This window comes from Pseudomonas sp. 5.2 (assembly GCF_059025405.1).
In genome coordinates, this window is the sequence record NZ_JBYBHH010000001.1 from 707,811 (window position 1) to 727,797 (window position 19,987).

Sequence of the window (19,987 nt, forward strand, 5' to 3'; positions counted from 1 at the left end):
CTACCGACTAAAACCCAAACCTGGCCCAGCCGTCGTGCTGGGTTTCCATTTCAGGCACAAACAAAAAAGCCCCGTCATTGATCGGGGCTTTTGCGTTTCTGTCGCGTAATAAAGAGAGGGCGACTCCAGAGGGTGCGGGAACACCCAACGGAGACGCCAGATCGCAGACTGTACCTGCAAGCCAGCCAAGGCCCTCACTGCTCGCGCGAGCGGGGCGGAGCCTAGCAGAAAAACATAAGGCTTTGCAGATGCTTAGAGACATTCGTTGCGGAAAATGCAACCGACTTCTCGCCCGTGCGGCGGGAGTTACCCAGCTCCAGATCAAGTGCTCCCGATGCGGGACTCTCAATCAAGTCCAGGCCGCGAGCCAAGATCACATGCTGGATACTAAAGACGCGAAGGACTCTCGCGCTTAGATGAGCAGTAGTTTCGGAAGATCCAGAAAGCCTTGAGCTTCGAGCTTGTCGCCCTATGGCGGCAGAGAGCGACCTGATCGCTTCAAATAACTCGACCAAGGAAGTTTTTATGATTGTTAAAACTAAGCCAATCAAAAGTTCAGATGAAAATATTTGCGGGGCAGAGTTCTCTGCTTCAGGCGGTGGTGCGGAAGTTGAAAGTGGCGTTGGCAGTCAGATGCTTACGTTCAACGCTTTCAATAGTGATGACTACCCGAGTGAGGCCTCTGGACAGTTTGCTTTTGGAAAGAACGTTGTCTCTTCAACCATTCAGGTTGATTACAATATTTCAACATCTTTCATGGTCACCGAATTTACCGATTATGCCCTCCCTAAGCCTAACCCTGATCCGCAGGTACCCCAGAAACCAATTGTGCCGCATAAAAATGCTCGCGTTACTGCGATTGTTATGTTTCGGGGAGAGGTTCTTTTCACTAAAAATTACCAACTTGAGGAAGTTGATGAAGAGGGTAACTGGCATGCCACTGGTGAACGCGGCGTCTATGTAGGTGGTGGTTTTTCCATCAGCATGCCAACCAAAGTCGGAGCCCCCTACAAAGCCACCTTCCAACGTACAGACCTGCACTCTGTGCAAATTCGTATCACCGCTTCCACGAGTGCAATCACTGCAACCGCTAAAGTGGGCTTCCCGCTTCAAAATAAATCCAGCGGATTCACTACTCGCGAACTTGCGTCTATTCAGGAAATCCTGCGGGAATATGAAAAAGAAAAGGACTTTTTTTATTTAGATTCCGAAGGTTATGTCACTACTGGTGTGGGGTTCAAGCTAGCTAATGAGAATGCTGCTGCGGCACTATCGCTTCTGGATTTTGATGACAATCCAGCCACTGATTTGCAGAAGCGACAAGAATGGCGGACTATTCATGGCCTAGCAACCGGTTATGTGGCGGATTGGTACGAGGACTTCACTTCACTTTATATGCCGGATGACGCAATCAATGACAAGTTGAACTCTTTGATCGTTGAGAGCTACCCTCAGTTGCTTGGTGTGTTTGAAGATTTTGGTAGCTATCCATCCGCTGCTCGAATTGCCTTGCAAGATATTATTTACAATGTGGGGATCGGTCATTTCCGGCAGTTCGTTCGACTTCAAGCTGCGGTCCGACGTCGCGACTGGGCAGAGGCTGCGGCTGAGTCTCATCGCGCAGGTATTGACGAGGCGCGTAACAACAAGGTGAGAGACCTCTTCCTTAGCGCGGCAGGTTCAGGTGAGTTCTAGCTTAAGTAATTGAGATATTAGTGCCCGCGCAGATCTGCGGGCACTTTTTTATCGAGACTGCGTAACGTACCCAAGATGAAGCAGATTGGAGACTTTTAATGGACCCGACCGACCTCGGCCCAGGCACAGCCACCTGGCTGGGCGGAACGGGCACGGTATTGCTGGGCGGCTTTCTATGGCTACGGAAGTGGCTGTCCAGGGATGCGACCGACAGGGCGATGGATACGGCTGACATCGGCGTCGTCCGGCGTCTGAATGAACTACTAGATATCGAGCGCGAGGCACGGAAAGAAGCTGAGGCCCGCGCCGACCAGTTCGCTAAAGAGCGGAACGACCTCGCGGCCACTGTTGGCCGAATGGAGGGGAAAATCGAGGCCTTGACCAGTCAGGTGGTCAGCCTGACAGAGCGGGTGACGCTGCAGAGTGATGAGATCGCCCGCCTGCGCACCAAGCTTGGAGGTACGTCGTAATGGACAGATGCGCATTGGAGTTCATTGCTCGCCGCTGGTGGCACCAGGCAGAGGTCTGGATCATCGCTGCTCTGCTGGTTGTCGGCGGCGTTGTGCTGGGCTGGCAGTCAGCCTACTGGGTCATGGCCATCACCCAGGCCGGCCAAGTGGCCCAGATCCGCGAAGCCTATGACACCGCTATGGCCGAGCGCGATAAGCGTTTGGACGAGCTGACCCGGAAGGCCGAGAGCGCCGCGGCCCATGCGTCGAAGGCGGCTACCACCGCCACCCAGGCTGCCGACAAGGCTGATGAGGCCCTGAATCGGGCCGCGCCTTAAGAGGATGAACCCTTGATGGAGTAGCGCTAGGCTTTTTTTTTCGCCATCATGCAGCCCGCGAAAAGTCAACTCAAGGAGCGAGGCCTGTGAAGCGTTTGTTCAAAGCAGTCTGTGTTGGATCTCTGCTGGTAATGGGTGCTACCCATGCTGATGTTGGTCGGGAGGATGCATTGGATGCGGTGGTGCGCCAGTTCGCGGCGAAGCTGGAGTCCGATTGGCAGCGGTGTCTGAACGGTTCGGAAACGGTCAAAAAATGGGGCTCGGAACGTTGCGCTTATTTGATGCTGCAAACGGCTAAAGATGCGGTGACACAGAAATACCGGGAGAAGCTTGCTATTGCTCAGGATAACGCAAACAAGGATTGGCTTCCGAAAGATGTACCGGCCATGTTGCCGAAGGCGCAAGATGCGTGGGAGCAGTACGTCAAGAAGGACTGTGGTGTAGTTGCCGCGCAAACAACAGGAACCGCTAGCACTACCTACCAACTGGTATGCGAGTACAAGCATCAAATTCAGCGACTGCACGCCTTGGACGAGTGGTGAGCCGTGCCGGCTTCTGTGCCGTAGGGTAGGTGTGCCGCATGTGAGTGCGGCACTATCTTCATTTCTTGGCGCCAAGCGCCTTTTGAATTTCATCCGCGTACGCCGACAGGTTGGTCATCGCGTAGCTGAGATGGTTAGCGTCAGCGGAATGCGAAACGCTCGAGACGATTACTTCAAGTGCAGCTGCAACTGCTAGAGCGCGTTTCTGCTCGTCAGGTAGTGCGCTGTAGCGGTGACCTCCCAGTTCAGTGAGTTTGTCAATAGCTATGGCCATGTATCCATCCTTGCGTTGAGTTGATCCCTACCAATACCGGCAAACCGCCACCATTTCAAGTAGTAGGTTTTCCATGACCAAGCAACCCGACTGGGAGGCGATCGAACGAGCCTACCGGGCAGAGTGCGGTCAAGCGCACCCCGCCGGCACTCCTCTCTAGAGCTTCCAGATTTCGAACAGGGCTAAGGTCCCCAACCCGAGTATCACCAGGGTAGTGGTGGACCGGATCCGTTTAGTCGCCAAGTAAGTCGCGAATAGTCCGAGGGTGGTAATGGCTAGGGCACTCATTGCGTATCTCCGTTTTGGTTTGAGCCCCTAGTGTTCCTGATTTTTTTTTGAACAAGCCTCAGTTTGCGACGGATTTTCGTCAACTTTCGAATTCCTCTCTTTTTTATGCTTTTCTCGGCGGTGATCTATGGGGCGGCCAAATCCACCGGAAGACCTGCTTGAGTCGGTCTGGCTTGCTCTGCTGCCAGCGCCTGAAGTCTGGGAGTGGATACAGAGCGAGATCCTGGCTGATACCGGCAGCATCCATAACCCCGAGCATGCACACCTCATCGATGCGAACATCGGCGTTCTATGGGCATCGTCATCCTTCACCAAGAAGGGGCGCCACGTCCTTGGCCAGGCCGAGCAGCTGATGATCCGGGCTGGAGGGTGGCAGAAGGCGCGTCAAGAGCAGCAGATGCGGGACTGGTTCGGAGAGGAGCCAGAGTTCCTGATCACCCTGGCCGGCGACTACTGCGCCCAGTGCACCGAAGCCGAGTTCTGCGCCCTGGTCGAGCACGAGCTGTATCACATCGGCCACAAGCTCGATAAGTACGGTGCCCCGGCATTCGGTGATGACGGCATGCCCAAGCTTGAGATGCGGGGGCACGACGTCGAAGAGTTCGTCGGGGTGGTTCGCCGGTATGGCCCGAGCCATGACGTACAGCAGCTGATCGACGCTGCAAGCCGGCCGCCTGAGGTGGCCAAGATCAACATTTCGAGGGCCTGCGGAACCTGTCTGCTCAAGTCGGCCTGATGTGAGACAGGCATGAGACGGAATCCAATCTATGGCAGCCCTGAAAAGCGATGTGAAAGCCTTCATCGTTCAGGCTTTGGCGTGCTTTGACACGCCTAGCCAGGTCTCACAAGCCGTCAAGCAAGAATTCGACATCGATGTAACCCGCCAGCAGGTGGAGCAGCACGACCCAACTAAGCGTGCCGGGGCCAACTTGGCAGCAAAGTGGCGGACGCTGTTCGAAGACACCCGCAAGCGCTTCCGTGAGGAGGTGGCCGAGATCCCCATTGCCAACCGGGCGTTCCGTCTGCGCGGTCTTGGGCGAATGGCCGAGAAGGCCGAAGGGATGCGCAACCTTGCGCTGACTGCCCAGCTGTATGAGCAGGCTGCCAAGGAATGCGGCGACGTGTACGTCAACCGCAAGATCGAACCCGACAAGCCCCTGGGCTCCCAGGCGGATCAGCAGCACGCCATTGCTGAGTACAAGCTGGAGCCAGACGAAGGTGTCCCGACTACCCCGTACCTATGACCCGCCGGTGAAGCTGACGCCGAAGCAGGCGAACATTTACGTCTGGGGCTTCCAGCCTGAGGCGCGCTTCCGTGATGCGGTATGCGGGCGTCGATTCGGCAAGACCTTCCTCGGCAAGGCTGAGATGCGCCGCGCGGCCCGGTTGGCTGCGGAGTGGGGGGTGAGTGTCGAGGACGAGATCTGGTATGGCGCGCCGACGTTCAAGCAGGCCAAGCGGGTCTTCTGGCGCCGGCTGAAGCAGGCCATCCCAGAAGCTTGGCGTGCAGCCCGGCCAAACGAGACTGAGTGCTCGATTACCCTCAAGTCCGGCCACATCATGCGTGTGGTCGGCCTGGACAATTACGACAACCTGCGGGGCTCTGGCCTGTTCTTTGTCCTGGTGGACGAATGGGCGGACTGCCCGTGGGCAGCCTGGGAAGAAGTTCTCAGGCCAATGCTCTCGACCTGTCAGTACACGATCCCCCAGACCGGGGAGTCGAGAAAGGGCGGGCATGCGCTGCGGATCGGCACGCCGAAGGGCTTCAATCACTGCTACGACACTTACCGCGACGGGCAGCCGGGCGGTGAGCCTGACCACAAGAGCTGGCAGTACACCTCGCTGCAGGGCGGCAATGTCCCGGCTGAAGAGCTGGACGCTGCCCGCCGCAAGATGGACCCGCGCACGTTCCGGCAGGAATACGAGGCTGGGTTCGAAAACTACGCTGGGGTGGTCTACTACACCTTCGACCGAGCCGAATGCCGTACGAGCGAGCGCGTCAAGCCAGGCGAGGCCGTGCACATCGGCATGGACTTCAACGTCATGAAGATGGCCGCGGTGGTCTATGTCGTCCGCGACGGCCTTCCGCTGGCTCTGGATGAGTTCCACTCGGTGCGTGACACGCCGGAGATGATCGAGAAGATCAAGGTTCGTTTCTCTGGCCACAGCGTTTCCGTGTACCCCGACGCCAGCGGCCAGAACACCAGCAGCAAGAACGCCAGTGAATCGGACCTATCCCTACTCAAGAGGGCCGGCTTCACCGTGGTGGTCGACTCGCAGAACCCCGGCGTCAAGGATCGCATCAACGCGGTCAACTCCATGTTCCTCAACACCTACGGGGAGCGGCGCCTGAAGGTCAACATCGACCAGTGCCCGCAGCTTACGCAGTGCCTGGAGCGGCAGACCTACACCGACAAGGGTGAGCCGGACAAGGACCCAAAGAAGGGGCACGACCACATGAACGACGCCGCCGGCTACTTCATCGCCAAGCGGTTCCCGATCAAGACTCAGTCCGCCGGCACCCGCCGCATCGGAGGTTTGGCGTAATGCCTGTTCAATCCACCAACCCAGACTACGACGCTCACATCGAAGAGTGGCGGATGATGGACGACGCCCTGGAGGGTGAGGGCGCCATTAAGCGCAGCCCGCGCAACCTGCCAAAACCGAGCGGCATGACCGAAGCCGAGAAGCTGGACGGCGCCGGCAATGCATACCTGTACCAGAACTACACCGCCCGGGCTCAGTACGAGCACTGGGTGCGGGATTCGCTGCGCTCGATGATGGGCCTGGTCTCTCGGCTGATTCCCGAGGTAAAGCTACCGTCAGGGATGAAGAGCCTTGAGGAGAACGCCACGGCCGATGGCTTTGGCCTGACTCAGCTGTTCCTGCGGATCGTGCGCCAGGCCATTTCTCACGGCCGGGTGCCGCTGGTGGTCAACATCGATGACGCTGGCCAGCCTTATTTCGCCACTTACGCAGTGCGCAACGCCATCAACTGGGACACCGCCGATCAAGGAGGTCGTCAGGACCTGGTGCTGTCGGTGTTCCGCGAGTTCAGGCGTAAGGAGCAGGACCGCTACAGTCACGAGTGTGAGACGGTGTATCGCGAATTCTACATGGACGGCGCGGTCTGCCGCACTGGCGTGCGCAACGAGGCCGGTGAGCTGATAGAAGACGACCGCCCGCTGGGCACTGTCGACGGCAGCAACAACTTGGTGCGCGGCCTGGACTACATCCCGGTCATCTACTGCGGGTCCACCGACAATTCTCCGGATGTGGACGAGATCCCGCTGCTGACCATGGCAAGGGCTGCGCTGAAGTCGTACCAGCTCAGTGCCGACTACTTCACCGCGCTGCACCAGACCAGCCACCCGCAGCCGTGGGTATCTGGCCTGGACGAGAGCGTGGAACTCAGTGTGACCGGTCCTTCCGCAGCCTGGGATCTCGGGCCGAGCGGTCAATGCGGCTACCTGGAGTTCCAGGGCGCCGGCATCCAAGCCGTCCGCACGGCGATGGAAGACCAGAAGAACGCCGCCCTTGAGGCGGGCGCCAAGGTCATGGATGTGTCGGGAACCGAGTCGGGCGAGGCCCGCAAAACCCGCCAGAACGACCAGCATGCCACGCTGCACAGCATCGTCATTACAGCGGCTGCCGGCATCGAGCAGGCCCTGCGCTACGCGGCGGAGTGGATTGGCTACAACCCTGACGAGGTTGTCTTTATGGTCAAGCCAGAGTTCGTGATCCCAGAGGTTGACGCCCAGGTGCTGGCAGAGCTGCAGAAGAGTGTCATGGCCGGCACCATCAGCGCCGAGACCTATTGGCAGTACCTCACCACCGGCAAGCTACCCGAACACCCATACGACGAAGAGGCCGAACTGATCGGCGACGATCACGGCTCGAGCGGCGTCAACCTGGACAAAGACGATGGCGACGAAACCGGAGCAAACGGCGGACGAGAAGCTGCTGGAGCAGGTAAGCCGCCACGCGGTCCTGCTTGAGCGGCTGAAGGCCGGCGAGGTCGAGAAGTTCGAAACTTACCTGCGCCGGGCTGACAGCCATGTCCGCGACCAGCTAACCCGCAAGGAGCTGACTACCTACGGCCGGAGCCGGTTGGAAGAGTTCCTGGGGCGGGTGGGCGGCAAGCTGCTGGAGATCTACAAGTCCTTCAGCGACCGGATGCAATCCGACCTAGTGGACATCGCGCAGTACGAGGCTGCATTTGAGGGCCGCAGCCTGGCCAAGGCGTTGCTGATCGACGCGGTAATGCCGGCGGACTCCCTGATCCGGGCTGCGATCAACACGCAGCCCCTGCAGGTTGCCGGGGTGGATGGCGGCAAGCTGCTCAAAACCTTACTGAACGGTTGGACGCGCACCGAGGCGGATAGGGTAACCAACGCCATCCGTATGGGTGTCGTGCAGGGCCAGACCAACGCCGAGATCACCCAAGCCGTGCGCGGCACTGCGGCGCAGAACTTCACCGATGGCGTGCTGGCGGTCACGAACCGGAGCGCCCGGGCAGTCGTTCAGACCGCAGTCCAGCATGTGGCCACCACCGCGCGCATGGAAACGCTCAAGGCGAATGCCGAGGCGGTGCCTGGCTATCGGATCGTCGCCACCCTGGACCGGAAGACCAGCGTGCAGTGTCGGAGCCTCGATGGTCGCGAGTACGAGATGGGCAAGGGACCGGTGCCGCCGTTCCACATTCACTGCCGGACCACCATCACGCCGATCACCAGGTTGTCGGTGCTGTCCGGACAAGGTGCCACGAGGGCAGCCGTGGGAGCTGATGGCGGCGGGCAGGTCTCGGCAAGCCTCAGCTACTACCAGTGGCTTAAGACGCAGCCAGCGGCGTTCCAAGATGCCGCGCTAGGGCCGGTGCGCGGCAAGCTGTTCCGTGATGGTGGCCTGACGGCTGAGCGCTTCGCCGCTCTGCAATTGGACAAGAACTTCAAACCGCTGACGTTAGAGGCACTCAGAGAGCTTGAACCACTTGCGTTTACTAATGCGCGGCTTTGACCTCAGCAGTCCTGTCGAGCCTGGTCAAACAGCATCAAATGTTCGAAATAGAAATTGTGCCATGGGATGACTTCACTCGCGTAGTCCTGCAGGTTCTTGGCGTTTTCAGCTTCGTTCGAGGTCGGGTTCACCGCCTGAATGTACTTTCCCGTCAGCCTCATTGTTGCGGCCGCCAGTCGAGGCGGCGCATTCGCGATCAATGCCTGCGCTGCCACCACAGATGATTCGTAACGTACTGCGAGCTCCTCCCCATTGGGCTTGGGGTAGTACGGGTAAGCCATTGCTTTCGACATTGCGGTGAGGAAGGTCTCGGCCCGAAGCCGCAGCTTGTCTTCCCGCTCATCTACCCGCTTTACACAAGCGATTTGTTTTTCCTTCTTCACGGTTAGCTCGGCGGAATGGTTCTGCATCCAGGTCGCTGCGGCGGTGAAAAGGCCGGTGACGAGCGCGACTTGAACCGTGATGTGGAGCTTTTTCAATAATGACAATGTTGTTTCCGCAATTTTTCGAGGGGATCTTGTCGATCCAGACTCAGGGTTTCCGTTAGGGCCGCATGGCGGCGTAAATCCTACCGCTTCAAGCATCAAAAACAGATCCGTCGATACGAGTTTTTCATGCCCGCCAGGCGGGCCGACCAATCCCAAGGGGAAATGCAATGCCTTTCGACTTCGACCCGGCCGCCCACGGCCTTACCCTCGACGAAACCCAAACCGCAGCGCTGAAGGCAGCGCTGGGCGGCGAGGTGCAGAAATTCCTGGACGGCGAGGTCTCGGGCCTCAAGTCCAAAAATAACGAGCTGATCGGCTCCAACAAGGCCATCAAGACCGAACTGGACAAGCTGAAAGGCCAGTTCGACGGCCTGGACATCGAAGCGGTCAAGGGTCTGCTGGCCAAGGCCGGCCAGGACGAAGAGACCAAGCTGATCGCCGAGGGCAAGCTGGACGAGGTCATCAGCCGCCGCACTGAGCGCCTGCGCACCGACCTGGACAAGCAGGTCAAGGCCGCCAACGAGCGTGCGGACAAGGCCGAAGCCTTCGCTGCCAAGTATAGCGACAAGGTGCTGGCTGACTCCATCCGCGCTGCCGCCATCATGGCCGGCGCGCTGCCCGAGGCTGCCGAGGACATCATCCTTCGCGCTCGCGGCACCTTCAAACTGGGCGAAGACGGTGAGCCTGTCGCTACTGACCGTGCCGGCGAAGTCGTGTACGGGAAAGACGGCAAGACACCACTGTCTCCCCTCGAATGGGCGGAATCGCTGCGCGAAACCGCTACCCACCTGTGGCCAAGGGCTCAGGGTGCCGGGCAGACCGGCGACAACGGTGGCAAGGCCACGAAGAAATGGGGCGAGTACACCGAGACCGAGCGTGCTGCGATGGCTCGTGACAACCCCGACGCTTTCAAAAAACTCCAAGCCACCCGAGGAACCTAACCCATGGCATCTACCCAACTGTCGGACATCTTCGTTGCCGACTACTACGGCACTCTGGAGCCGGTGAACTCTCCAGAAAAGACCGCCGTCTACGAGTCGGGCATCATCACCCGCTCGGCCACTCTGGACAACATCGCGAAGAACGGCCAAGGCACTTCCGAGATCAGCTACTGGCAGGATCTCGACGCCGACGAGGCGCCGAACATCTCCAACGATGATCCCGACGACCTGGGCGCCGTCGGCAAGGCCGAGCAGGGCAGCATGCGCGCCCGGACCCTGTACCTCAACAAGGGCTACGGCGTATCCGACCTGACTGCTGAACTGGCCAACTCCGAGCCGATGCAGCACATCCGCAACCGCTTCGGCACCTACTGGACCCGCCAGTGGCAGCGTTACCTGATGGGCGCCGGCCGCGGCATCATCGCGGCCAACATCGCCCAGAACGGCGGCGACATGGTCAAGGATGCGGGCGCCTCGATCAGTGCCAATGCCTTCCAAGACGCCGCCTTCACTGCCGGCGATGCTGCCGACATGTTCGGTGCCATCGGCGTCCACTCGGTCGTCATGAACCAGATGGTGAAGCAGGACATGATCGAGTACCTGCGTGACTCGCAGGGCAAGATCATCCTGGCGACCTATCTGGGCAAGCCGGTATTCATGGACGACGCCCTGACCTACGCGCCGGGCCAGTTCCTCTCGCTGTTCTTCGGCCAAGGCGCCTTCGGTTACGGAGAGGGCGACCCCCACATGCCGGTCGAGATGCAGCGCAACGCCGCCGGCGGCAACGGCGGTGGTGCCGAGGTGCTGTGGGAGCGCAAGACCTACATCCTCCAGCCGGCCGGCTTCAGCTGGCAGGGCAGCGAGAACCGCAACCTGAGCCCCACTGCCGTCCAATACGCCTCGGCGGCCAACTGGAAGCGTGTCTTCGACCGCAAGCAGGTTCCGTTTGCCGCGGTCATCAGCGGCACCGCCAATCCTTGACCAAATGATGCGGGGCGCCGGCCTGGCGCCCTGCGCAGGAGATCTTCATGAAAGTCATCTACACCAACACGCCGGGCAACGAGCGCGGCACCTGCTATCGCCGCCTGGACCAGTTCTTCGGCGTGATCGACGGCGCTGTCTCGGTGTCCGTGCAGGGCGATGCCCCTCACATTAGCGAGGCCTACCAGCGCCAGGGCATCAGCGTCAGCGAGATCGAGGAAGGTCTGCGCGTGGACGGCCCCACCATCGCTCAGTGTGTAGCGGAGGGCTATAAGGCGTCGACCTACCCGCCGAACGGCTATGCCTCGGTCAGCAGCCAAGCGGAGATCGACAAGGCGATCGAGGACGAGACCGGCGGTGACGATGAGACCGACCCGCACAAGATGAAGGTCCCGCAGTTGAAAGAATGGCTGACTGCCAAGGGCATCACCTTCGACGCCACCCTCTACAAGCCCGAACTGCAGGCCCTGATCCCGAAGGAATAAGCCATGACCGACTTCATCACCGTCGCTGATGTAGACCAGGCACTCGGGCAGGGCTGGGCAGGCGACGGTGATGCGGTTCTCGCCGTCTCCATGGCTAATGCCTGGCTCACGGCCAAGATTAAGCGGGCGGTGCCAGACCCGGTGCCGGATGCCATCATGACTGCCGGTGCGCAGATGGCCAAGCTGGCTGCGGCCGGCAAGCTCTACAAGGACACCCAGCGCGAGGTGCAAAGCAAGTCGGTATCTGCCCAGTCGGGCACCTCGACGAGCAAGACCTACGTTGCGGGCTCCGTCGATCGCTCCGCTGGCGAGAACTTCGCCCTCGACCTCATCGTCCCATGGATCCGGCGCTCTGGCACCGTGATGCTGAAGCGGGTGTAACGGCCTTCAGTTTCGCCAGGTCTGTTTCAGCTCCTGATCAAACCACTGCTCAGCTACATCGTTCGCGGGCATCACGCTCTTGAACTCTAGGTAGTGCCCATAACCATGAGTGCGAAGCCAGTCTTTGAACTCTCCGAAGCTCGGGTGCCAACCTGGCGGCTGCTCCTTGGTTCCCGCCCAGGTGTGAGCAAGTTGGCGTATCGCCATTTCGCATTCAGCTTTTTTTGTCATGTTCGATCTCTGTCAGGGGGGTTGGCTGGAGTTTATTTGAATGGGCATGCGAGAAGAAATCCAGGCCGAGCTGGCGGAAGCGTTCGATGATCCAGATGGCCTGGCCGACACGGTGAAGCCTGTTGCAGGTAGCCGCACGGTCAAGGGCGGATATGACCCCGAGATCGGCGGCACCGTCCCGGCCTCGACCATCCACTACGCCGGCCGCGGGGTGTTCGGCAGCTACTTGGCCAAGGAAATCGATGGCTCGCGTATCCAGACCGAGGACTTGAAGCTGCTGGTCCTCCAGAACGAGCTGTTCGAGGAACTGGCCGGCGTTGTCACCGACATTCCAGCGGCCCCAAAGATCGGCGACCAGGTCAGCGGCTACCGGACTCTGAACGTGTCCGAAGATCCCGCCCAGGCCACCTGGACCATCCAGCTGAGGAAGTGACATGGCGCGCGGCTCCCATATGACCCAGCGATACGGCGGCCAGCAGGGCGGCTTCGCCGAGGCTATCCGGGCATTCGCCGAGCAGGCGGGGCAAGCTCTGGAGGCTACCTTCCGCGAAATTGTGATCGAGATCGGCAGCAGCGTCATTCGTATGTCGCCGGTAGGTAATCCGGAGCTATGGGCGGCCAACGTGGCCCACCGAGCCAAGGCCAACAAGGCAGCTGATGATTACGATTTCAAAGTCGCGGTCCGCAACACCCTGATCAACCTGAATCAGGACAACTTCACCAAGGCCGGCAAGCTGCGGAAGGGCTTGAAGTACGCCAAGCCCCTGACCAAGACTGAGCGTGTACAGAACTTCGCCACCAATCGCCTAGTCGCCGGCCAAGGCTACGTCGGCGGGCGGTTCCGAGGAAACTGGCAGTTCTCCATCGATTCGCCGGCGACCGAAGAGCTAGATCGAATCGACCCGTCCGGCAGTGAAGCCATTACCGAGCTCATCACCCAGGTACAGGCGCTGACCATCGGCCAGACAGCGTTCATCGTGAACAACTTAATCTACGCGGTTCCGTTGGAATATGGACATTCAACCCAGGCGCCGCACGGAATGGTCCGTGTGACGCTGGCTAACTTTCAGCGCATCGTCGACGAAGCCATCAGGAACAACCGCGTATGAGTCAAGCAAGGGCCCGCCAGGCCATAGAGATCAAGCTGATGGCTTGGGCGGAGGCTCGCCCGATCCGCGTGGCCAATTTCGAAGAGGGCTTCGAGCCCATGCAGGATGAAACCTACCTAAGGGCCTTCCAGTTGCCAGGTGGCACCACCTGCCGCTACCTGGGCGGCGAAGCCTATGAGTACACCGGAATCTACCAGGTCAGTATCGTTTGCCCGACAGGTCAGCCGCTGGAGGCAGCCGAGACGCTGGTCCAGGAGCTAACCGGCTTGTTCCGGGTCGATTCCGCCCTAAGTCGCAACGGCTTCGAGGGCATGGTCACTGAGCCGGTGGAGCAGGGGCCAACCATCACCGAGTCGGCGACCTATACAGTCCCGGCCAGCTTCACCTACAAGGGTGAGGCAAGCGCTGACTGAACCGCCCATTGGGCAACCCATACCCGCCATGAGCGGGTTTTTTTATACCCGCAGAGGAACCCCACATGGCGTTCAAACTCCCCAATGGCGCGATCATGGAGATCGGCGTCGCGTTCGCAACCGCTATCCTGGCCACGGCCATCAGCAATGCCAATCCGGCCGTAGTGTCGGCGACTGCACATGACCTGGAAGATGGTGATGTAGTCGTCGTAACGTCTGGCTGGGTGCGCCTGGATGGCAAGGTCGCCCGGGTCGATGATGCCCTGACCAGCACCTTTGCCCTGGAGGGCATCGACACCACCCGAACCCAGGTCTACACCGCCGGTGCGGGCGCGGGCTCCGTCAAGGCCGTGACCAGCTGGGCCCAGATCTCTCAGATCACCCAGGTGGCCATGAGCGGTGGCGAGCAGCAGTTCTACACCTTCGGCTTCCTGGAGGACGACGACGATCGCCAGCTGCCGACCACGAAGAACCCGATCACCATGACGTTGACCGTCGCGGACGACCCGGCGAAGCCCTACGTTCCGATCTGCGAAGAAGCCGACGAGGACAAAGAGCCGCGGGTGGTCCGCTTGAAGCTGCCAAACGGCTCGGTGATCTACTACAACGCCTACGTGTCCATCTCCGCCACCCCAACCCTGGACCGCAACAGCCTGATGACGCGTTCCATCACGCTGTCGCTGGCCGCCCGCCCAACCCGATACGCCGCCTAAGGAGCCAACATGGCCAAGTCGTTCAAAATCGCCCAGCCTGCCAGTTTCAAGGCTCCCGTCGAGATCCCCAAGGTTGGCGGTGGAGTGCTGAAAGTGGACTTCACCTTCAAATACCGTGACCGGCTGGCTCTGGCCGACCTGTTCGACGAGTGGAATGAGAAGGGGAAGGAGCTGATTGAGTCGGCGCGCAAGGAAGGCGCGACTCTGAAAGAGGTGGCTCAACTGGAGATCGACATCCAGGTCGAGCAGGTCAAGGAGGTGGCCGAGGGCTGGGGCTTCGATGAGCCATTTGACGATGAGTCGATCCGCCAGCTGGTCACTGGCCTGAATGAGGCGCCGCGGGCGATCCTGCGAGCCTACTCCGACGCCTTCCAGGCGGCCCGCTTGGGAAACTGAGTGAGGCCGCCGCCGCGCTGTACGAGCAAGACGACAGCGCGGCCTTGGCGGCCTTTGGGCTGAATCAGGATGATGTAGGCGGCGAAGATCAGCAGGTGTGGCCGGAGAACTGGCCAGCCTTCTGCGTCTTCGAGGCATTGACGACGCAATGGAGGGTGGGTCCTGGCGGGGCCTCCGGCCTGGACTATGGCGCAATTCCAGCCGTCCTCGACCTGGTAGGCATCCGCAAGAAGGAGCGGGCTGGGGTTTTCGGTGACCTGAGGCACATGGAGGGGGTGATTCTCAAGCAGTGGGCGGACGAGAGGCCGCCTTCATAAGGCGTGGTGGTACTGGTTTTCCGTTCAGGCTGTATGACTAGACAGGATGGCCTGTGGGGCGGCTTTGGGAGAAGATGGCATATTGCCTTTCTCAAGGAGTCGAGCTATGGCGCTACGTTTTCGAAAAAGCATCAAGGTCGCCCCCGGCGTACGAATCAACCTTAGCAAGAGTGACGTTAGCACCTCGCTCGGCGTTAAAGGGGCAACTGTCAATCTCAGCAAACGCGGTACTCGCGTTACGACAGGAATACCAGGAACTGGCATTTCAAGCTCAACGCTTTACAAGGCCAAGCAAAGCCGAGCGAGCTCGAGTGGAGGGCCCAGGGAGTACTCGACGGGTGAGTGGGTGCTTGCATGGATAATTGGAGAGATTCTTGCGATTGTGGGTTGGCTGAAGCTGGATGGTGGAGTAAGCATCTTTTGCTTGGTAATCGCGCTTTTGATCCCCGTCAGCTTGTTTCTCTATTACCGGCCCAAGCGCAGTAGTTGGTAGGTCAAGGCAACCAGTCCAGCCCCGCGCTGGGCTTGTTGCATCTGGAAGACTTCAATCTCACTGCTGACGGAGCTCGTGCCGGCGAACGCGTTGCGTTGAGTGGATCATTTCCTCGAAGGTTTTCGCCTGTGCTAGATCACCACCACCATGAGTCCATCCGATGAGGTAGGCCCGAGCAAGATGGAAGCGGTTATTTAGGTCCTGATCTGATTCTGCCAAGGCGATGTAGCTCTGCAGCTTCACGAAAAACTCACTTGCTTGCTGCGGATCAAGCGCATTGGGTTGTAGCGTTTCCTCGAAAGGGTTCATATGGGTAGCTCCAAAAATTTAACTTAAGACTGTCGAGCAGCCAGTTTTAATTAACGTGTCATCGAGAGGGATGGCAGGAAGGGGACCGGAGGCCTGCGCTTGGTCGGCTTTGGCGAGAAGCGCGGCACTAGTCGTTCCAATCGCGAGTGGTCTGCCAAACGTCCCGTTTCGGGTCGAACTCAAAGAGGACGCTGGTGCTTCCATTCGGGAAGAAGAAAGTGATCTCGCCTTTGTACTTCCCATTCTCCATGCCGGTGATCACATCATAGTGATCCACTTTGAGTATCTGAGGACTGCTCTCGGCGTAGTGACGCTCCAGTCCTTCCTGCTTTGCTTTTTTGTAACGCTCCTCTAGGTGATCAGGAAGCTTCACTGGCTTTCTTTTCGACATAACTACTCCTGCCTGAGGTGAGGTTGCATGGTGAACATATGTTAGAAATCCGGCGCTTGGCCGGGCTTATGCTTACTCGTACGCAGATTCGAGAGTGTTCATCTCCCCGTACGCCCACACTCGATGCGCTTCTGCAGTGTGGCCATTGTTTTCGTCGAAGCCGAGTGCAGCGGCAGCGTGCCAGCGCACACCCAAGGCCTTCTCTTTGGCATAGCCATTGAGTTGATCGTCGTTCTCGAGGTCCTCTACAACGCCCCGAATGGCAGCGAATAGCGCAGCACGCTCGAAGATGCTTTCAGCATTCTTGAGTTCGTCGATGAGCTCCCGTAGCGCTTCGACGCGGGCTTTGATGTGGCTCATCGCTCACTCCAGTAGATGAAGGTTACCTGGACGTTGGCTTCCTTGATCTTACCTCCGTCGAGAATGCGGAGTGCGTGACGAGGTGGATTCACGTTCACCGATACCAGGTTCTCCTCGGTGATGTCGAGCTCCGAGGCTCGCTCGTTGAACTCTTGAAGGATTTCATCAACGCTCAGACCAATCACTTCACGGCTGCGCAGCTTTCGCATCGTTCTTCCTTGATGTCTCATTTATGTGGGAATCCGGCGCTTGGCCGGGCTTGAGTTTATCTGTGTCTGAGGGCGAGGTCGCAGGCCCAGGATTCGGACGTCATTGCTCCTCTCGCGGCGCGCGCTGGTTCAGCTTCAGTACTGCCCTGAGCTTTTCATATTCGCTTAGGAGTTCGCTTCTATGGGTAGAAAGACTATCGATTTCAGACTGAGCAATAGTTGATGCAGCAAGCAGGGCCGCTTTCTCTTCTGGGGAGTGTGATTCATTGAGTTCGGCTTTCAGGGCGACCAAGGCTCTAATCTTGGCGATCTGCAATGCAGAAATTGCAGCTTGCTGACTGTACAGCTCATTGAGCTCTGAAACGCCGTCTTCGGCTGATATGGCCGTGGACTGAGGAATGAAGTCGTAGCTTGCCTCAAGCCTCGCAACGATTTCAGCGTTGAGACTGCGCTTACCCTCTGATGCGGACGCCTCCAGTTTCTCGCGCAGATCGGCTGGCATCCGTAATGAGTATGGGGGCAGGACGTGGCGGTCAGTCATGGGTTTCCAAGGTGCAATGATATTAAACAGGGATTCTGTTCGTGCATTCAAAAAGATTCAAGAATCCACTTGACGTCACATTTGTGTGACGTCAATATGAATCCACATGCCCAGGGAGGAGAGCCATGAAAGGCGAACATCAATGTCCCGCATACAGCTTGCGGATTGCGAATGAATTGAAAGAGAAGGCAAAGGAGGAGGCGGGAATCAACCGTCGCAGTCTCAATGCCGAGCTTGGCCTTTTAATCGAGGAGGGGCTGAAATGGCGGGCAATGCAGAGGCAACAGGCGGAAGCCTAAAAACGAAGAAGCCCCAGTGCGGGAACACTGAGGCTTCGGAGATCAACGCAGTCATCGATCAGGAAAACAACGTCATGGGCGATAATAGCACAAACGTAATCCCTTTCAATTTTGGCAAGCAGCAGGTGCGCACGCTGCTGATTGATGATCAGCCGTGGTTTGTGGCTGCAGATGTTTGCGCGTCCTTGGCAATCGGCAACGTCTCCCTCGCCGTGAACGGGCGCGCTGACCGCGAAACCGACGGTCTGGATGAGGACGAGAAGGGTATTGCCACTGTCAATACCCCCTCAGGCGCCCAGGAAATGCTTGTGGTGAATGAATCCGGGCTCTATGCCTTGATCTTCAAGAGCCGCAAGGCCGAGGCCAAGCGCTTCAAGAAGTGGGTGACTTCTGAGGTGCTGCCAGCGATCCGTAAGCATGGTCGCTATGAAGACTCAAAAGGAGTGATGGTGCCGATGGTCGATGACATCCTCGGTAAGCCTGGCGCCTTGCGACTCAGTAACATCATGCGTTGCCGGGTAGCCAAGATGAGCTCGGAACACCAGCGCAGCGCTACGGCAAAGCTTGCGTCTGCGCTCCATGCCTGCTTCGGAGTGCCACGAGTTGAGCTTATCCCTGCGTGTCAATTTAATGCTGCCGCCAACTTGGTCGCGAGCTACGCAATTGAGGGCGAGTACCTCGGACCAGAGCAAGCTAAGCCAGAGTTGGATATTCACTGTCCAGTTGAAGCGCTGACCCAGCGCCGCCCTGAAATGCTTGAGTATCGAGGCATGGGCCAGGCCTGGCTGGATGTAAGTATGAGCGACATCTGCTCTCGCCCTCAGGATCTGTCGCTGTGCGAGAAGATCCTGTGCGAGCTCCGCCAGGCTGGATACGAAATTGATGGAGCCTGGTACGAGGTTCGCAGCCTGCGAAACCGATTGCATCAGCTTAATTCGTTCCTGACTGGATTAGGGGCTGCTATGCGGCAGCCGACGCGTTACGCGGTTTAAGTATCAGAGGGGAGGGCTGCCGCATGAGCGCGCTGATGATCGCAGGTATCGAGATTCACCAGGACCATGATGGCCGCTTCAGTCTGAACGATTTTCACCAAGCAGCTGGGGGAGAAGACCGTCATAGCCCTTGGCGCTGGACGAGGACCGACAGCTATCAGGGTTTGGTTGGGGTGCTAACACCAGAAATGGAGTTTGCCCCAACAGATGTCCGTCGCGGCGGTTCGGCGCCAGGAACCTACGCCTGCAAGGAGTTGGTTTACAGCTATGCGATGTGGATCAGTCCGGAGTTCCATATTCGGGTTGTCCGCACGTTCGACTCTGTAGGCTCTCAGGCGTCGAACGACCCGGTGATTCCAATAGAGCGGCGTCTCCCGGCTGCTGCCGAAAGTTTCGACGCCTCCTTGCGGATCATTCACAGCCTCGGCCTTGAGGGAAACCAAGCCAAGCTCGCGGCCAACCGGATGGTCAAGGAGACCATTGGCGTGGATGTTATGGAGTTGGCTGGAGTGAAACGCCTGGTCAACGAGGCCCAGGAACTGAACTACACGCCAACTGAGCTTGGCGCGAAGTTCGGCATGAGTGCTGCCAGCATGAACAAGCTGCTGGCCCAGTGCGGTCTGCAGCATCATGTGACGTACAAGCCTGGCAAGAAGCGCTGGGAGGTAACGCCGGATGGCAAGGAGTTCGCCGTCATAACCGACACTGGCAAGAAGCACAGCGACGGCAAGCCTATTCAGCAGATCCTCTGGAAGGAATCTGTGGCCAAGCCGTTGAAGCGACTGGCTGAGAAGCTCCAGGCTGAAATGCCCGAGGTCGTGGCGCACGGTTTGTCGCGGTAGCTACCCACTTAAAGCCGAACCCCGCCAGCGCGGGGTTTTGGCGCTGCTGAATTGCGATGCTAAAGTGACGCCATTACCAATGGAGGTGTCATCGATGCGTTTGGCTTTGTTAGGCATGTGCCTCGTTTTCTCATCGTTGGCTCTCGCGGATAGCCTTGCCGATAATTTTTCATCGGCATTGGCGTCGGCCACTGTAGCCTCAGAGCAAGGTGAACTATGCCAGAGCGAGCTTAGGCGAACGGGATCTACGCAGGAGTGCAAACTGTTCTCCAAGGCGTACGGCGCCTATAGGGAAAGGCTGAAACTTCTGAAGTCTGCGCTTGATCAGTCGCCCGGCGGACCCGAAGCGGGAGCAAGCACTATCCCTCATGAGGATTGGTTGGAACTCAACCAGAAAGGCAAAAAAATTACCTTCACAATTGACTACGTTGATTCATTTGCAGAACTGCATAAGTGAGTCTCTTTAATTAACTAAACCCGCTCCGGCGGGTTTT

The 19,987-nt window shown here is 58.6% G+C and carries 33 protein-coding genes; 25 read left to right on the forward strand and 8 right to left on the reverse strand.

Going from position 1 to position 19,987, the window contains the following annotated elements; translation table 11 throughout:
• Nucleotides 1–248: 248 nt before the first annotated feature.
• The 5 genes from AC5PZ0_RS03330 to AC5PZ0_RS03350 all read left to right on the forward strand — a co-directional run bounded on the left by AC5PZ0_RS03330 (nt 249) and on the right by AC5PZ0_RS03350 (nt 3,024).
• A complete protein-coding gene (locus AC5PZ0_RS03330) occupies nt 249–416 on the forward strand; it encodes a Com family DNA-binding transcriptional regulator (protein ID WP_493854323.1) in 168 nt (55 codons plus the stop codon).
• 109 nt (nt 417–525) lie between these two features.
• On the forward strand, nt 526–1,695 hold the full coding sequence (locus AC5PZ0_RS03335; RefSeq protein ID WP_493854324.1) for a lysozyme family protein: 1,170 nt from the start codon (nt 526–528) through the stop codon (nt 1,693–1,695).
• A gap of 98 nt (nt 1,696–1,793) precedes the next feature.
• Nucleotides 1,794–2,165: a chemotaxis protein gene (locus AC5PZ0_RS03340; protein WP_493854325.1), complete on the forward strand. Its 372-nt coding sequence runs from the start codon at nt 1,794–1,796 to the stop codon at nt 2,163–2,165.
• Nucleotides 2,165–2,482, forward strand: coding sequence for a hypothetical protein (locus AC5PZ0_RS03345; RefSeq protein WP_493854326.1), 318 nt, complete (start codon nt 2,165–2,167; stop codon nt 2,480–2,482). Before AC5PZ0_RS03340 ends, AC5PZ0_RS03345 begins: the two co-directional genes overlap by 1 nt.
• An 86-nt stretch (nt 2,483–2,568) precedes the next feature.
• Nucleotides 2,569–3,024: a lysozyme inhibitor LprI family protein gene (locus AC5PZ0_RS03350; protein WP_493854327.1), complete on the forward strand. Its 456-nt coding sequence runs from the start codon at nt 2,569–2,571 to the stop codon at nt 3,022–3,024.
• Between the two features lie 58 nt (nt 3,025–3,082).
• Here the strand turns inward: AC5PZ0_RS03350 and AC5PZ0_RS03355 are convergent, their stop codons facing one another.
• A complete protein-coding gene (locus AC5PZ0_RS03355; protein WP_493854328.1) occupies nt 3,083–3,298 on the reverse strand; it encodes a hypothetical protein in 216 nt (71 codons plus the stop codon).
• Between the two features lie 415 nt (nt 3,299–3,713).
• Between AC5PZ0_RS03355 and AC5PZ0_RS03360 the strand changes: the two genes are divergently transcribed.
• Genes AC5PZ0_RS03360 through AC5PZ0_RS03380 form a run of 5 tightly spaced genes read left to right on the forward strand, consistent with a single transcriptional unit; the run spans nt 3,714 to nt 8,602 of the window.
• Entirely contained in the window at nt 3,714–4,322 is a 609-nt protein-coding gene (locus AC5PZ0_RS03360; protein WP_493854329.1) for a putative metallopeptidase, read from the forward strand.
• Between the two features lie 31 nt (nt 4,323–4,353).
• Nucleotides 4,354–4,830, forward strand: a complete 477-nt coding sequence (locus AC5PZ0_RS03365) for a DUF2280 domain-containing protein (protein ID WP_493854330.1) — start codon at nt 4,354–4,356, stop codon at nt 4,828–4,830.
• Nucleotides 4,805–6,133 carry a phage terminase large subunit family protein gene (locus tag AC5PZ0_RS03370; protein WP_493854331.1) on the forward strand — a complete coding sequence of 443 codons (1,329 nt, stop codon included), beginning with the start codon at nt 4,805–4,807 and terminating at the stop codon, nt 6,131–6,133. The genes AC5PZ0_RS03365 and AC5PZ0_RS03370 overlap by 26 nt, the downstream gene beginning before the upstream one ends.
• On the forward strand, nt 6,133–7,584 hold the full coding sequence (locus AC5PZ0_RS03375; RefSeq protein WP_493854332.1) for a DUF4055 domain-containing protein: 1,452 nt from the start codon (nt 6,133–6,135) through the stop codon (nt 7,582–7,584). The genes AC5PZ0_RS03370 and AC5PZ0_RS03375 overlap by 1 nt, the downstream gene beginning before the upstream one ends.
• On the forward strand, nt 7,511–8,602 hold the full coding sequence (locus AC5PZ0_RS03380) for a minor capsid protein (protein WP_493854333.1): 1,092 nt from the start codon (nt 7,511–7,513) through the stop codon (nt 8,600–8,602). The genes AC5PZ0_RS03375 and AC5PZ0_RS03380 overlap by 74 nt, the downstream gene beginning before the upstream one ends.
• Nucleotides 8,603–8,604: 2 nt before the next feature.
• Here the strand turns inward: AC5PZ0_RS03380 and AC5PZ0_RS03385 are convergent, their stop codons facing one another.
• Entirely contained in the window at nt 8,605–9,258 is a 654-nt protein-coding gene (locus tag AC5PZ0_RS03385; RefSeq protein ID WP_493854334.1) for a hypothetical protein, read from the reverse strand.
• On the opposite strand from AC5PZ0_RS03385, the gene AC5PZ0_RS03390 reads away from it, so the two are divergent.
• The 4 genes from AC5PZ0_RS03390 to AC5PZ0_RS03405 are packed head-to-tail and all read left to right on the forward strand — an operon-like array spanning nt 9,258 to nt 11,878.
• Nucleotides 9,258–10,031, forward strand: coding sequence for a hypothetical protein (locus AC5PZ0_RS03390; RefSeq protein ID WP_493854335.1), 774 nt, complete (start codon nt 9,258–9,260; stop codon nt 10,029–10,031). The two genes, AC5PZ0_RS03385 and AC5PZ0_RS03390, sit on opposite strands and share 1 nt — an antisense overlap.
• Before the next feature lie 3 nt (nt 10,032–10,034).
• Nucleotides 10,035–11,012 carry a major capsid protein gene (locus AC5PZ0_RS03395; protein ID WP_493854336.1) on the forward strand — a complete coding sequence of 326 codons (978 nt, stop codon included), beginning with the start codon at nt 10,035–10,037 and terminating at the stop codon, nt 11,010–11,012.
• Between the two features lie 47 nt (nt 11,013–11,059).
• A complete protein-coding gene (locus AC5PZ0_RS03400; protein ID WP_493854337.1) occupies nt 11,060–11,497 on the forward strand; it encodes a HeH/LEM domain-containing protein in 438 nt (145 codons plus the stop codon).
• A 3-nt stretch (nt 11,498–11,500) separates the two neighbouring features.
• Nucleotides 11,501–11,878, forward strand: coding sequence for a hypothetical protein (locus tag AC5PZ0_RS03405; protein ID WP_493854338.1), 378 nt, complete (start codon nt 11,501–11,503; stop codon nt 11,876–11,878).
• A 6-nt stretch (nt 11,879–11,884) separates the two neighbouring features.
• Here AC5PZ0_RS03405 and AC5PZ0_RS03410 read toward each other — a convergent pair whose 3' ends face one another.
• Entirely contained in the window at nt 11,885–12,109 is a 225-nt protein-coding gene (locus tag AC5PZ0_RS03410) for a hypothetical protein (protein WP_493854339.1), read from the reverse strand.
• 40 nt (nt 12,110–12,149) lie between these two features.
• On the opposite strand from AC5PZ0_RS03410, the gene AC5PZ0_RS03415 reads away from it, so the two are divergent.
• The 7 genes from AC5PZ0_RS03415 to AC5PZ0_RS03445 all read left to right on the forward strand — a co-directional run bounded on the left by AC5PZ0_RS03415 (nt 12,150) and on the right by AC5PZ0_RS03445 (nt 15,550).
• Entirely contained in the window at nt 12,150–12,542 is a 393-nt protein-coding gene (locus AC5PZ0_RS03415; protein ID WP_493854340.1) for a hypothetical protein, read from the forward strand.
• 1 nt (nt 12,543) lies between these two features.
• On the forward strand, nt 12,544–13,218 hold the full coding sequence (locus tag AC5PZ0_RS03420; RefSeq protein ID WP_493854341.1) for a hypothetical protein: 675 nt from the start codon (nt 12,544–12,546) through the stop codon (nt 13,216–13,218).
• Complete coding sequence (locus AC5PZ0_RS03425) at nt 13,215–13,631, forward strand: phage tail terminator-like protein (RefSeq protein ID WP_493854342.1); 417 nt, start codon at nt 13,215–13,217, stop codon at nt 13,629–13,631. The genes AC5PZ0_RS03420 and AC5PZ0_RS03425 overlap by 4 nt, the downstream gene beginning before the upstream one ends.
• A gap of 65 nt (nt 13,632–13,696) precedes the next feature.
• Nucleotides 13,697–14,344 carry a phage tail protein gene (locus AC5PZ0_RS03430; protein WP_493854343.1) on the forward strand — a complete coding sequence of 216 codons (648 nt, stop codon included), beginning with the start codon at nt 13,697–13,699 and terminating at the stop codon, nt 14,342–14,344.
• Nucleotides 14,345–14,353: 9 nt separating this feature from the next.
• Nucleotides 14,354–14,740 carry a phage tail assembly chaperone gene (locus AC5PZ0_RS03435; protein WP_493854344.1) on the forward strand — a complete coding sequence of 129 codons (387 nt, stop codon included), beginning with the start codon at nt 14,354–14,356 and terminating at the stop codon, nt 14,738–14,740.
• Nucleotides 14,741–14,784: 44 nt separating this feature from the next.
• On the forward strand, nt 14,785–15,057 hold the full coding sequence (locus AC5PZ0_RS03440; protein ID WP_493854345.1) for a DUF1799 domain-containing protein: 273 nt from the start codon (nt 14,785–14,787) through the stop codon (nt 15,055–15,057).
• A gap of 106 nt (nt 15,058–15,163) precedes the next feature.
• Complete coding sequence (locus tag AC5PZ0_RS03445; RefSeq protein WP_493854346.1) at nt 15,164–15,550, forward strand: DUF4236 domain-containing protein; 387 nt, start codon at nt 15,164–15,166, stop codon at nt 15,548–15,550.
• Between the two features lie 57 nt (nt 15,551–15,607).
• On the opposite strand, the gene AC5PZ0_RS03450 is transcribed toward AC5PZ0_RS03445, so the two are convergent.
• The 5 genes from AC5PZ0_RS03450 to AC5PZ0_RS03470 form a co-directional block, all read right to left on the reverse strand.
• The gene (locus tag AC5PZ0_RS03450; RefSeq protein ID WP_493854347.1) at nt 15,608–15,859 is read right to left on the reverse strand and encodes a hypothetical protein; all 252 of its coding nucleotides are present in this window, start codon (nt 15,857–15,859) and stop codon (nt 15,608–15,610) included.
• Between the two features lie 127 nt (nt 15,860–15,986).
• Entirely contained in the window at nt 15,987–16,250 is a 264-nt protein-coding gene (locus AC5PZ0_RS03455) for a hypothetical protein (RefSeq protein WP_493854348.1), read from the reverse strand.
• A gap of 72 nt (nt 16,251–16,322) precedes the next feature.
• Nucleotides 16,323–16,610 (reverse strand): hypothetical protein, encoded by a 288-nt coding sequence (locus tag AC5PZ0_RS03460; protein WP_493854349.1) that lies wholly within the window; start codon nt 16,608–16,610, stop codon nt 16,323–16,325.
• Nucleotides 16,607–16,819 carry a hypothetical protein gene (locus tag AC5PZ0_RS03465; RefSeq protein WP_493854350.1) on the reverse strand — a complete coding sequence of 71 codons (213 nt, stop codon included), beginning with the start codon at nt 16,817–16,819 and terminating at the stop codon, nt 16,607–16,609. Before AC5PZ0_RS03465 ends, AC5PZ0_RS03460 begins: the two co-directional genes overlap by 4 nt.
• Nucleotides 16,820–16,919: 100 nt before the next feature.
• Entirely contained in the window at nt 16,920–17,360 is a 441-nt protein-coding gene (locus AC5PZ0_RS03470; RefSeq protein WP_493854351.1) for an Arc family DNA-binding protein, read from the reverse strand.
• Nucleotides 17,361–17,485: 125 nt separating this feature from the next.
• Between AC5PZ0_RS03470 and AC5PZ0_RS03475 the strand changes: the two genes are divergently transcribed.
• The 4 genes from AC5PZ0_RS03475 to AC5PZ0_RS03490 all read left to right on the forward strand — a co-directional run bounded on the left by AC5PZ0_RS03475 (nt 17,486) and on the right by AC5PZ0_RS03490 (nt 19,950).
• On the forward strand, nt 17,486–17,659 hold the full coding sequence (locus AC5PZ0_RS03475) for an Arc family DNA-binding protein (protein ID WP_493854352.1): 174 nt from the start codon (nt 17,486–17,488) through the stop codon (nt 17,657–17,659).
• The gene (locus AC5PZ0_RS03480; protein ID WP_493854353.1) at nt 17,623–18,651 is read left to right on the forward strand and encodes a BRO-N domain-containing protein; all 1,029 of its coding nucleotides are present in this window, start codon (nt 17,623–17,625) and stop codon (nt 18,649–18,651) included. The genes AC5PZ0_RS03475 and AC5PZ0_RS03480 overlap by 37 nt, the downstream gene beginning before the upstream one ends.
• A gap of 23 nt (nt 18,652–18,674) precedes the next feature.
• Nucleotides 18,675–19,493 carry a KilA-N domain-containing protein gene (locus tag AC5PZ0_RS03485; RefSeq protein ID WP_493854354.1) on the forward strand — a complete coding sequence of 273 codons (819 nt, stop codon included), beginning with the start codon at nt 18,675–18,677 and terminating at the stop codon, nt 19,491–19,493.
• 94 nt (nt 19,494–19,587) lie between these two features.
• Nucleotides 19,588–19,950 carry a hypothetical protein gene (locus tag AC5PZ0_RS03490; RefSeq protein WP_493854355.1) on the forward strand — a complete coding sequence of 121 codons (363 nt, stop codon included), beginning with the start codon at nt 19,588–19,590 and terminating at the stop codon, nt 19,948–19,950.
• Nucleotides 19,951–19,987 lie beyond the last annotated feature (37 nt).

Coding starts and splice junctions, on each gene's coding strand:
- AC5PZ0_RS03485 (WP_493854354.1), top strand. CDS start 18,675: ATGAGCGCGCTGATGATCGCAGGTATCGAGATTCACCAGGACCATGAT.
- AC5PZ0_RS03425 (WP_493854342.1), top strand. CDS start 13,215: ATGAGTCAAGCAAGGGCCCGCCAGGCCATAGAGATCAAGCTGATGGCT.
- AC5PZ0_RS03435 (WP_493854344.1), top strand. CDS start 14,354: ATGGCCAAGTCGTTCAAAATCGCCCAGCCTGCCAGTTTCAAGGCTCCC.
- AC5PZ0_RS03365 (WP_493854330.1), top strand. CDS start 4,354: ATGGCAGCCCTGAAAAGCGATGTGAAAGCCTTCATCGTTCAGGCTTTG.
- AC5PZ0_RS03375 (WP_493854332.1), top strand. CDS start 6,133: ATGCCTGTTCAATCCACCAACCCAGACTACGACGCTCACATCGAAGAG.
- AC5PZ0_RS03360 (WP_493854329.1), top strand. CDS start 3,714: ATGGGGCGGCCAAATCCACCGGAAGACCTGCTTGAGTCGGTCTGGCTT.
- AC5PZ0_RS03490 (WP_493854355.1), top strand. CDS start 19,588: ATGCGTTTGGCTTTGTTAGGCATGTGCCTCGTTTTCTCATCGTTGGCT.
- AC5PZ0_RS03345 (WP_493854326.1), top strand. CDS start 2,165: ATGGACAGATGCGCATTGGAGTTCATTGCTCGCCGCTGGTGGCACCAG.
- AC5PZ0_RS03400 (WP_493854337.1), top strand. CDS start 11,060: ATGAAAGTCATCTACACCAACACGCCGGGCAACGAGCGCGGCACCTGC.
- AC5PZ0_RS03475 (WP_493854352.1), top strand. CDS start 17,486: ATGAAAGGCGAACATCAATGTCCCGCATACAGCTTGCGGATTGCGAAT.
- AC5PZ0_RS03405 (WP_493854338.1), top strand. CDS start 11,501: ATGACCGACTTCATCACCGTCGCTGATGTAGACCAGGCACTCGGGCAG.
- AC5PZ0_RS03390 (WP_493854335.1), top strand. CDS start 9,258: ATGCCTTTCGACTTCGACCCGGCCGCCCACGGCCTTACCCTCGACGAA.
- AC5PZ0_RS03480 (WP_493854353.1), top strand. CDS start 17,623: ATGGCGGGCAATGCAGAGGCAACAGGCGGAAGCCTAAAAACGAAGAAG.
- AC5PZ0_RS03330 (WP_493854323.1), top strand. CDS start 249: ATGCTTAGAGACATTCGTTGCGGAAAATGCAACCGACTTCTCGCCCGT.
- AC5PZ0_RS03380 (WP_493854333.1), top strand. CDS start 7,511: ATGGCGACGAAACCGGAGCAAACGGCGGACGAGAAGCTGCTGGAGCAG.
- AC5PZ0_RS03415 (WP_493854340.1), top strand. CDS start 12,150: ATGGGCATGCGAGAAGAAATCCAGGCCGAGCTGGCGGAAGCGTTCGAT.
- AC5PZ0_RS03470 (WP_493854351.1), bottom strand. CDS start 17,360: ATGACTGACCGCCACGTCCTGCCCCCATACTCATTACGGATGCCAGCC.
- AC5PZ0_RS03335 (WP_493854324.1), top strand. CDS start 526: ATGATTGTTAAAACTAAGCCAATCAAAAGTTCAGATGAAAATATTTGC.
- AC5PZ0_RS03355 (WP_493854328.1), bottom strand. CDS start 3,298: ATGGCCATAGCTATTGACAAACTCACTGAACTGGGAGGTCACCGCTAC.
- AC5PZ0_RS03445 (WP_493854346.1), top strand. CDS start 15,164: ATGGCGCTACGTTTTCGAAAAAGCATCAAGGTCGCCCCCGGCGTACGA.
- AC5PZ0_RS03460 (WP_493854349.1), bottom strand. CDS start 16,610: ATGAGCCACATCAAAGCCCGCGTCGAAGCGCTACGGGAGCTCATCGAC.
- AC5PZ0_RS03420 (WP_493854341.1), top strand. CDS start 12,544: ATGGCGCGCGGCTCCCATATGACCCAGCGATACGGCGGCCAGCAGGGC.
- AC5PZ0_RS03340 (WP_493854325.1), top strand. CDS start 1,794: ATGGACCCGACCGACCTCGGCCCAGGCACAGCCACCTGGCTGGGCGGA.
- AC5PZ0_RS03430 (WP_493854343.1), top strand. CDS start 13,697: ATGGCGTTCAAACTCCCCAATGGCGCGATCATGGAGATCGGCGTCGCG.
- AC5PZ0_RS03395 (WP_493854336.1), top strand. CDS start 10,035: ATGGCATCTACCCAACTGTCGGACATCTTCGTTGCCGACTACTACGGC.
- AC5PZ0_RS03455 (WP_493854348.1), bottom strand. CDS start 16,250: ATGTCGAAAAGAAAGCCAGTGAAGCTTCCTGATCACCTAGAGGAGCGT.
- AC5PZ0_RS03465 (WP_493854350.1), bottom strand. CDS start 16,819: ATGCGAAAGCTGCGCAGCCGTGAAGTGATTGGTCTGAGCGTTGATGAA.
- AC5PZ0_RS03410 (WP_493854339.1), bottom strand. CDS start 12,109: ATGACAAAAAAAGCTGAATGCGAAATGGCGATACGCCAACTTGCTCAC.
- AC5PZ0_RS03450 (WP_493854347.1), bottom strand. CDS start 15,859: ATGAACCCTTTCGAGGAAACGCTACAACCCAATGCGCTTGATCCGCAG.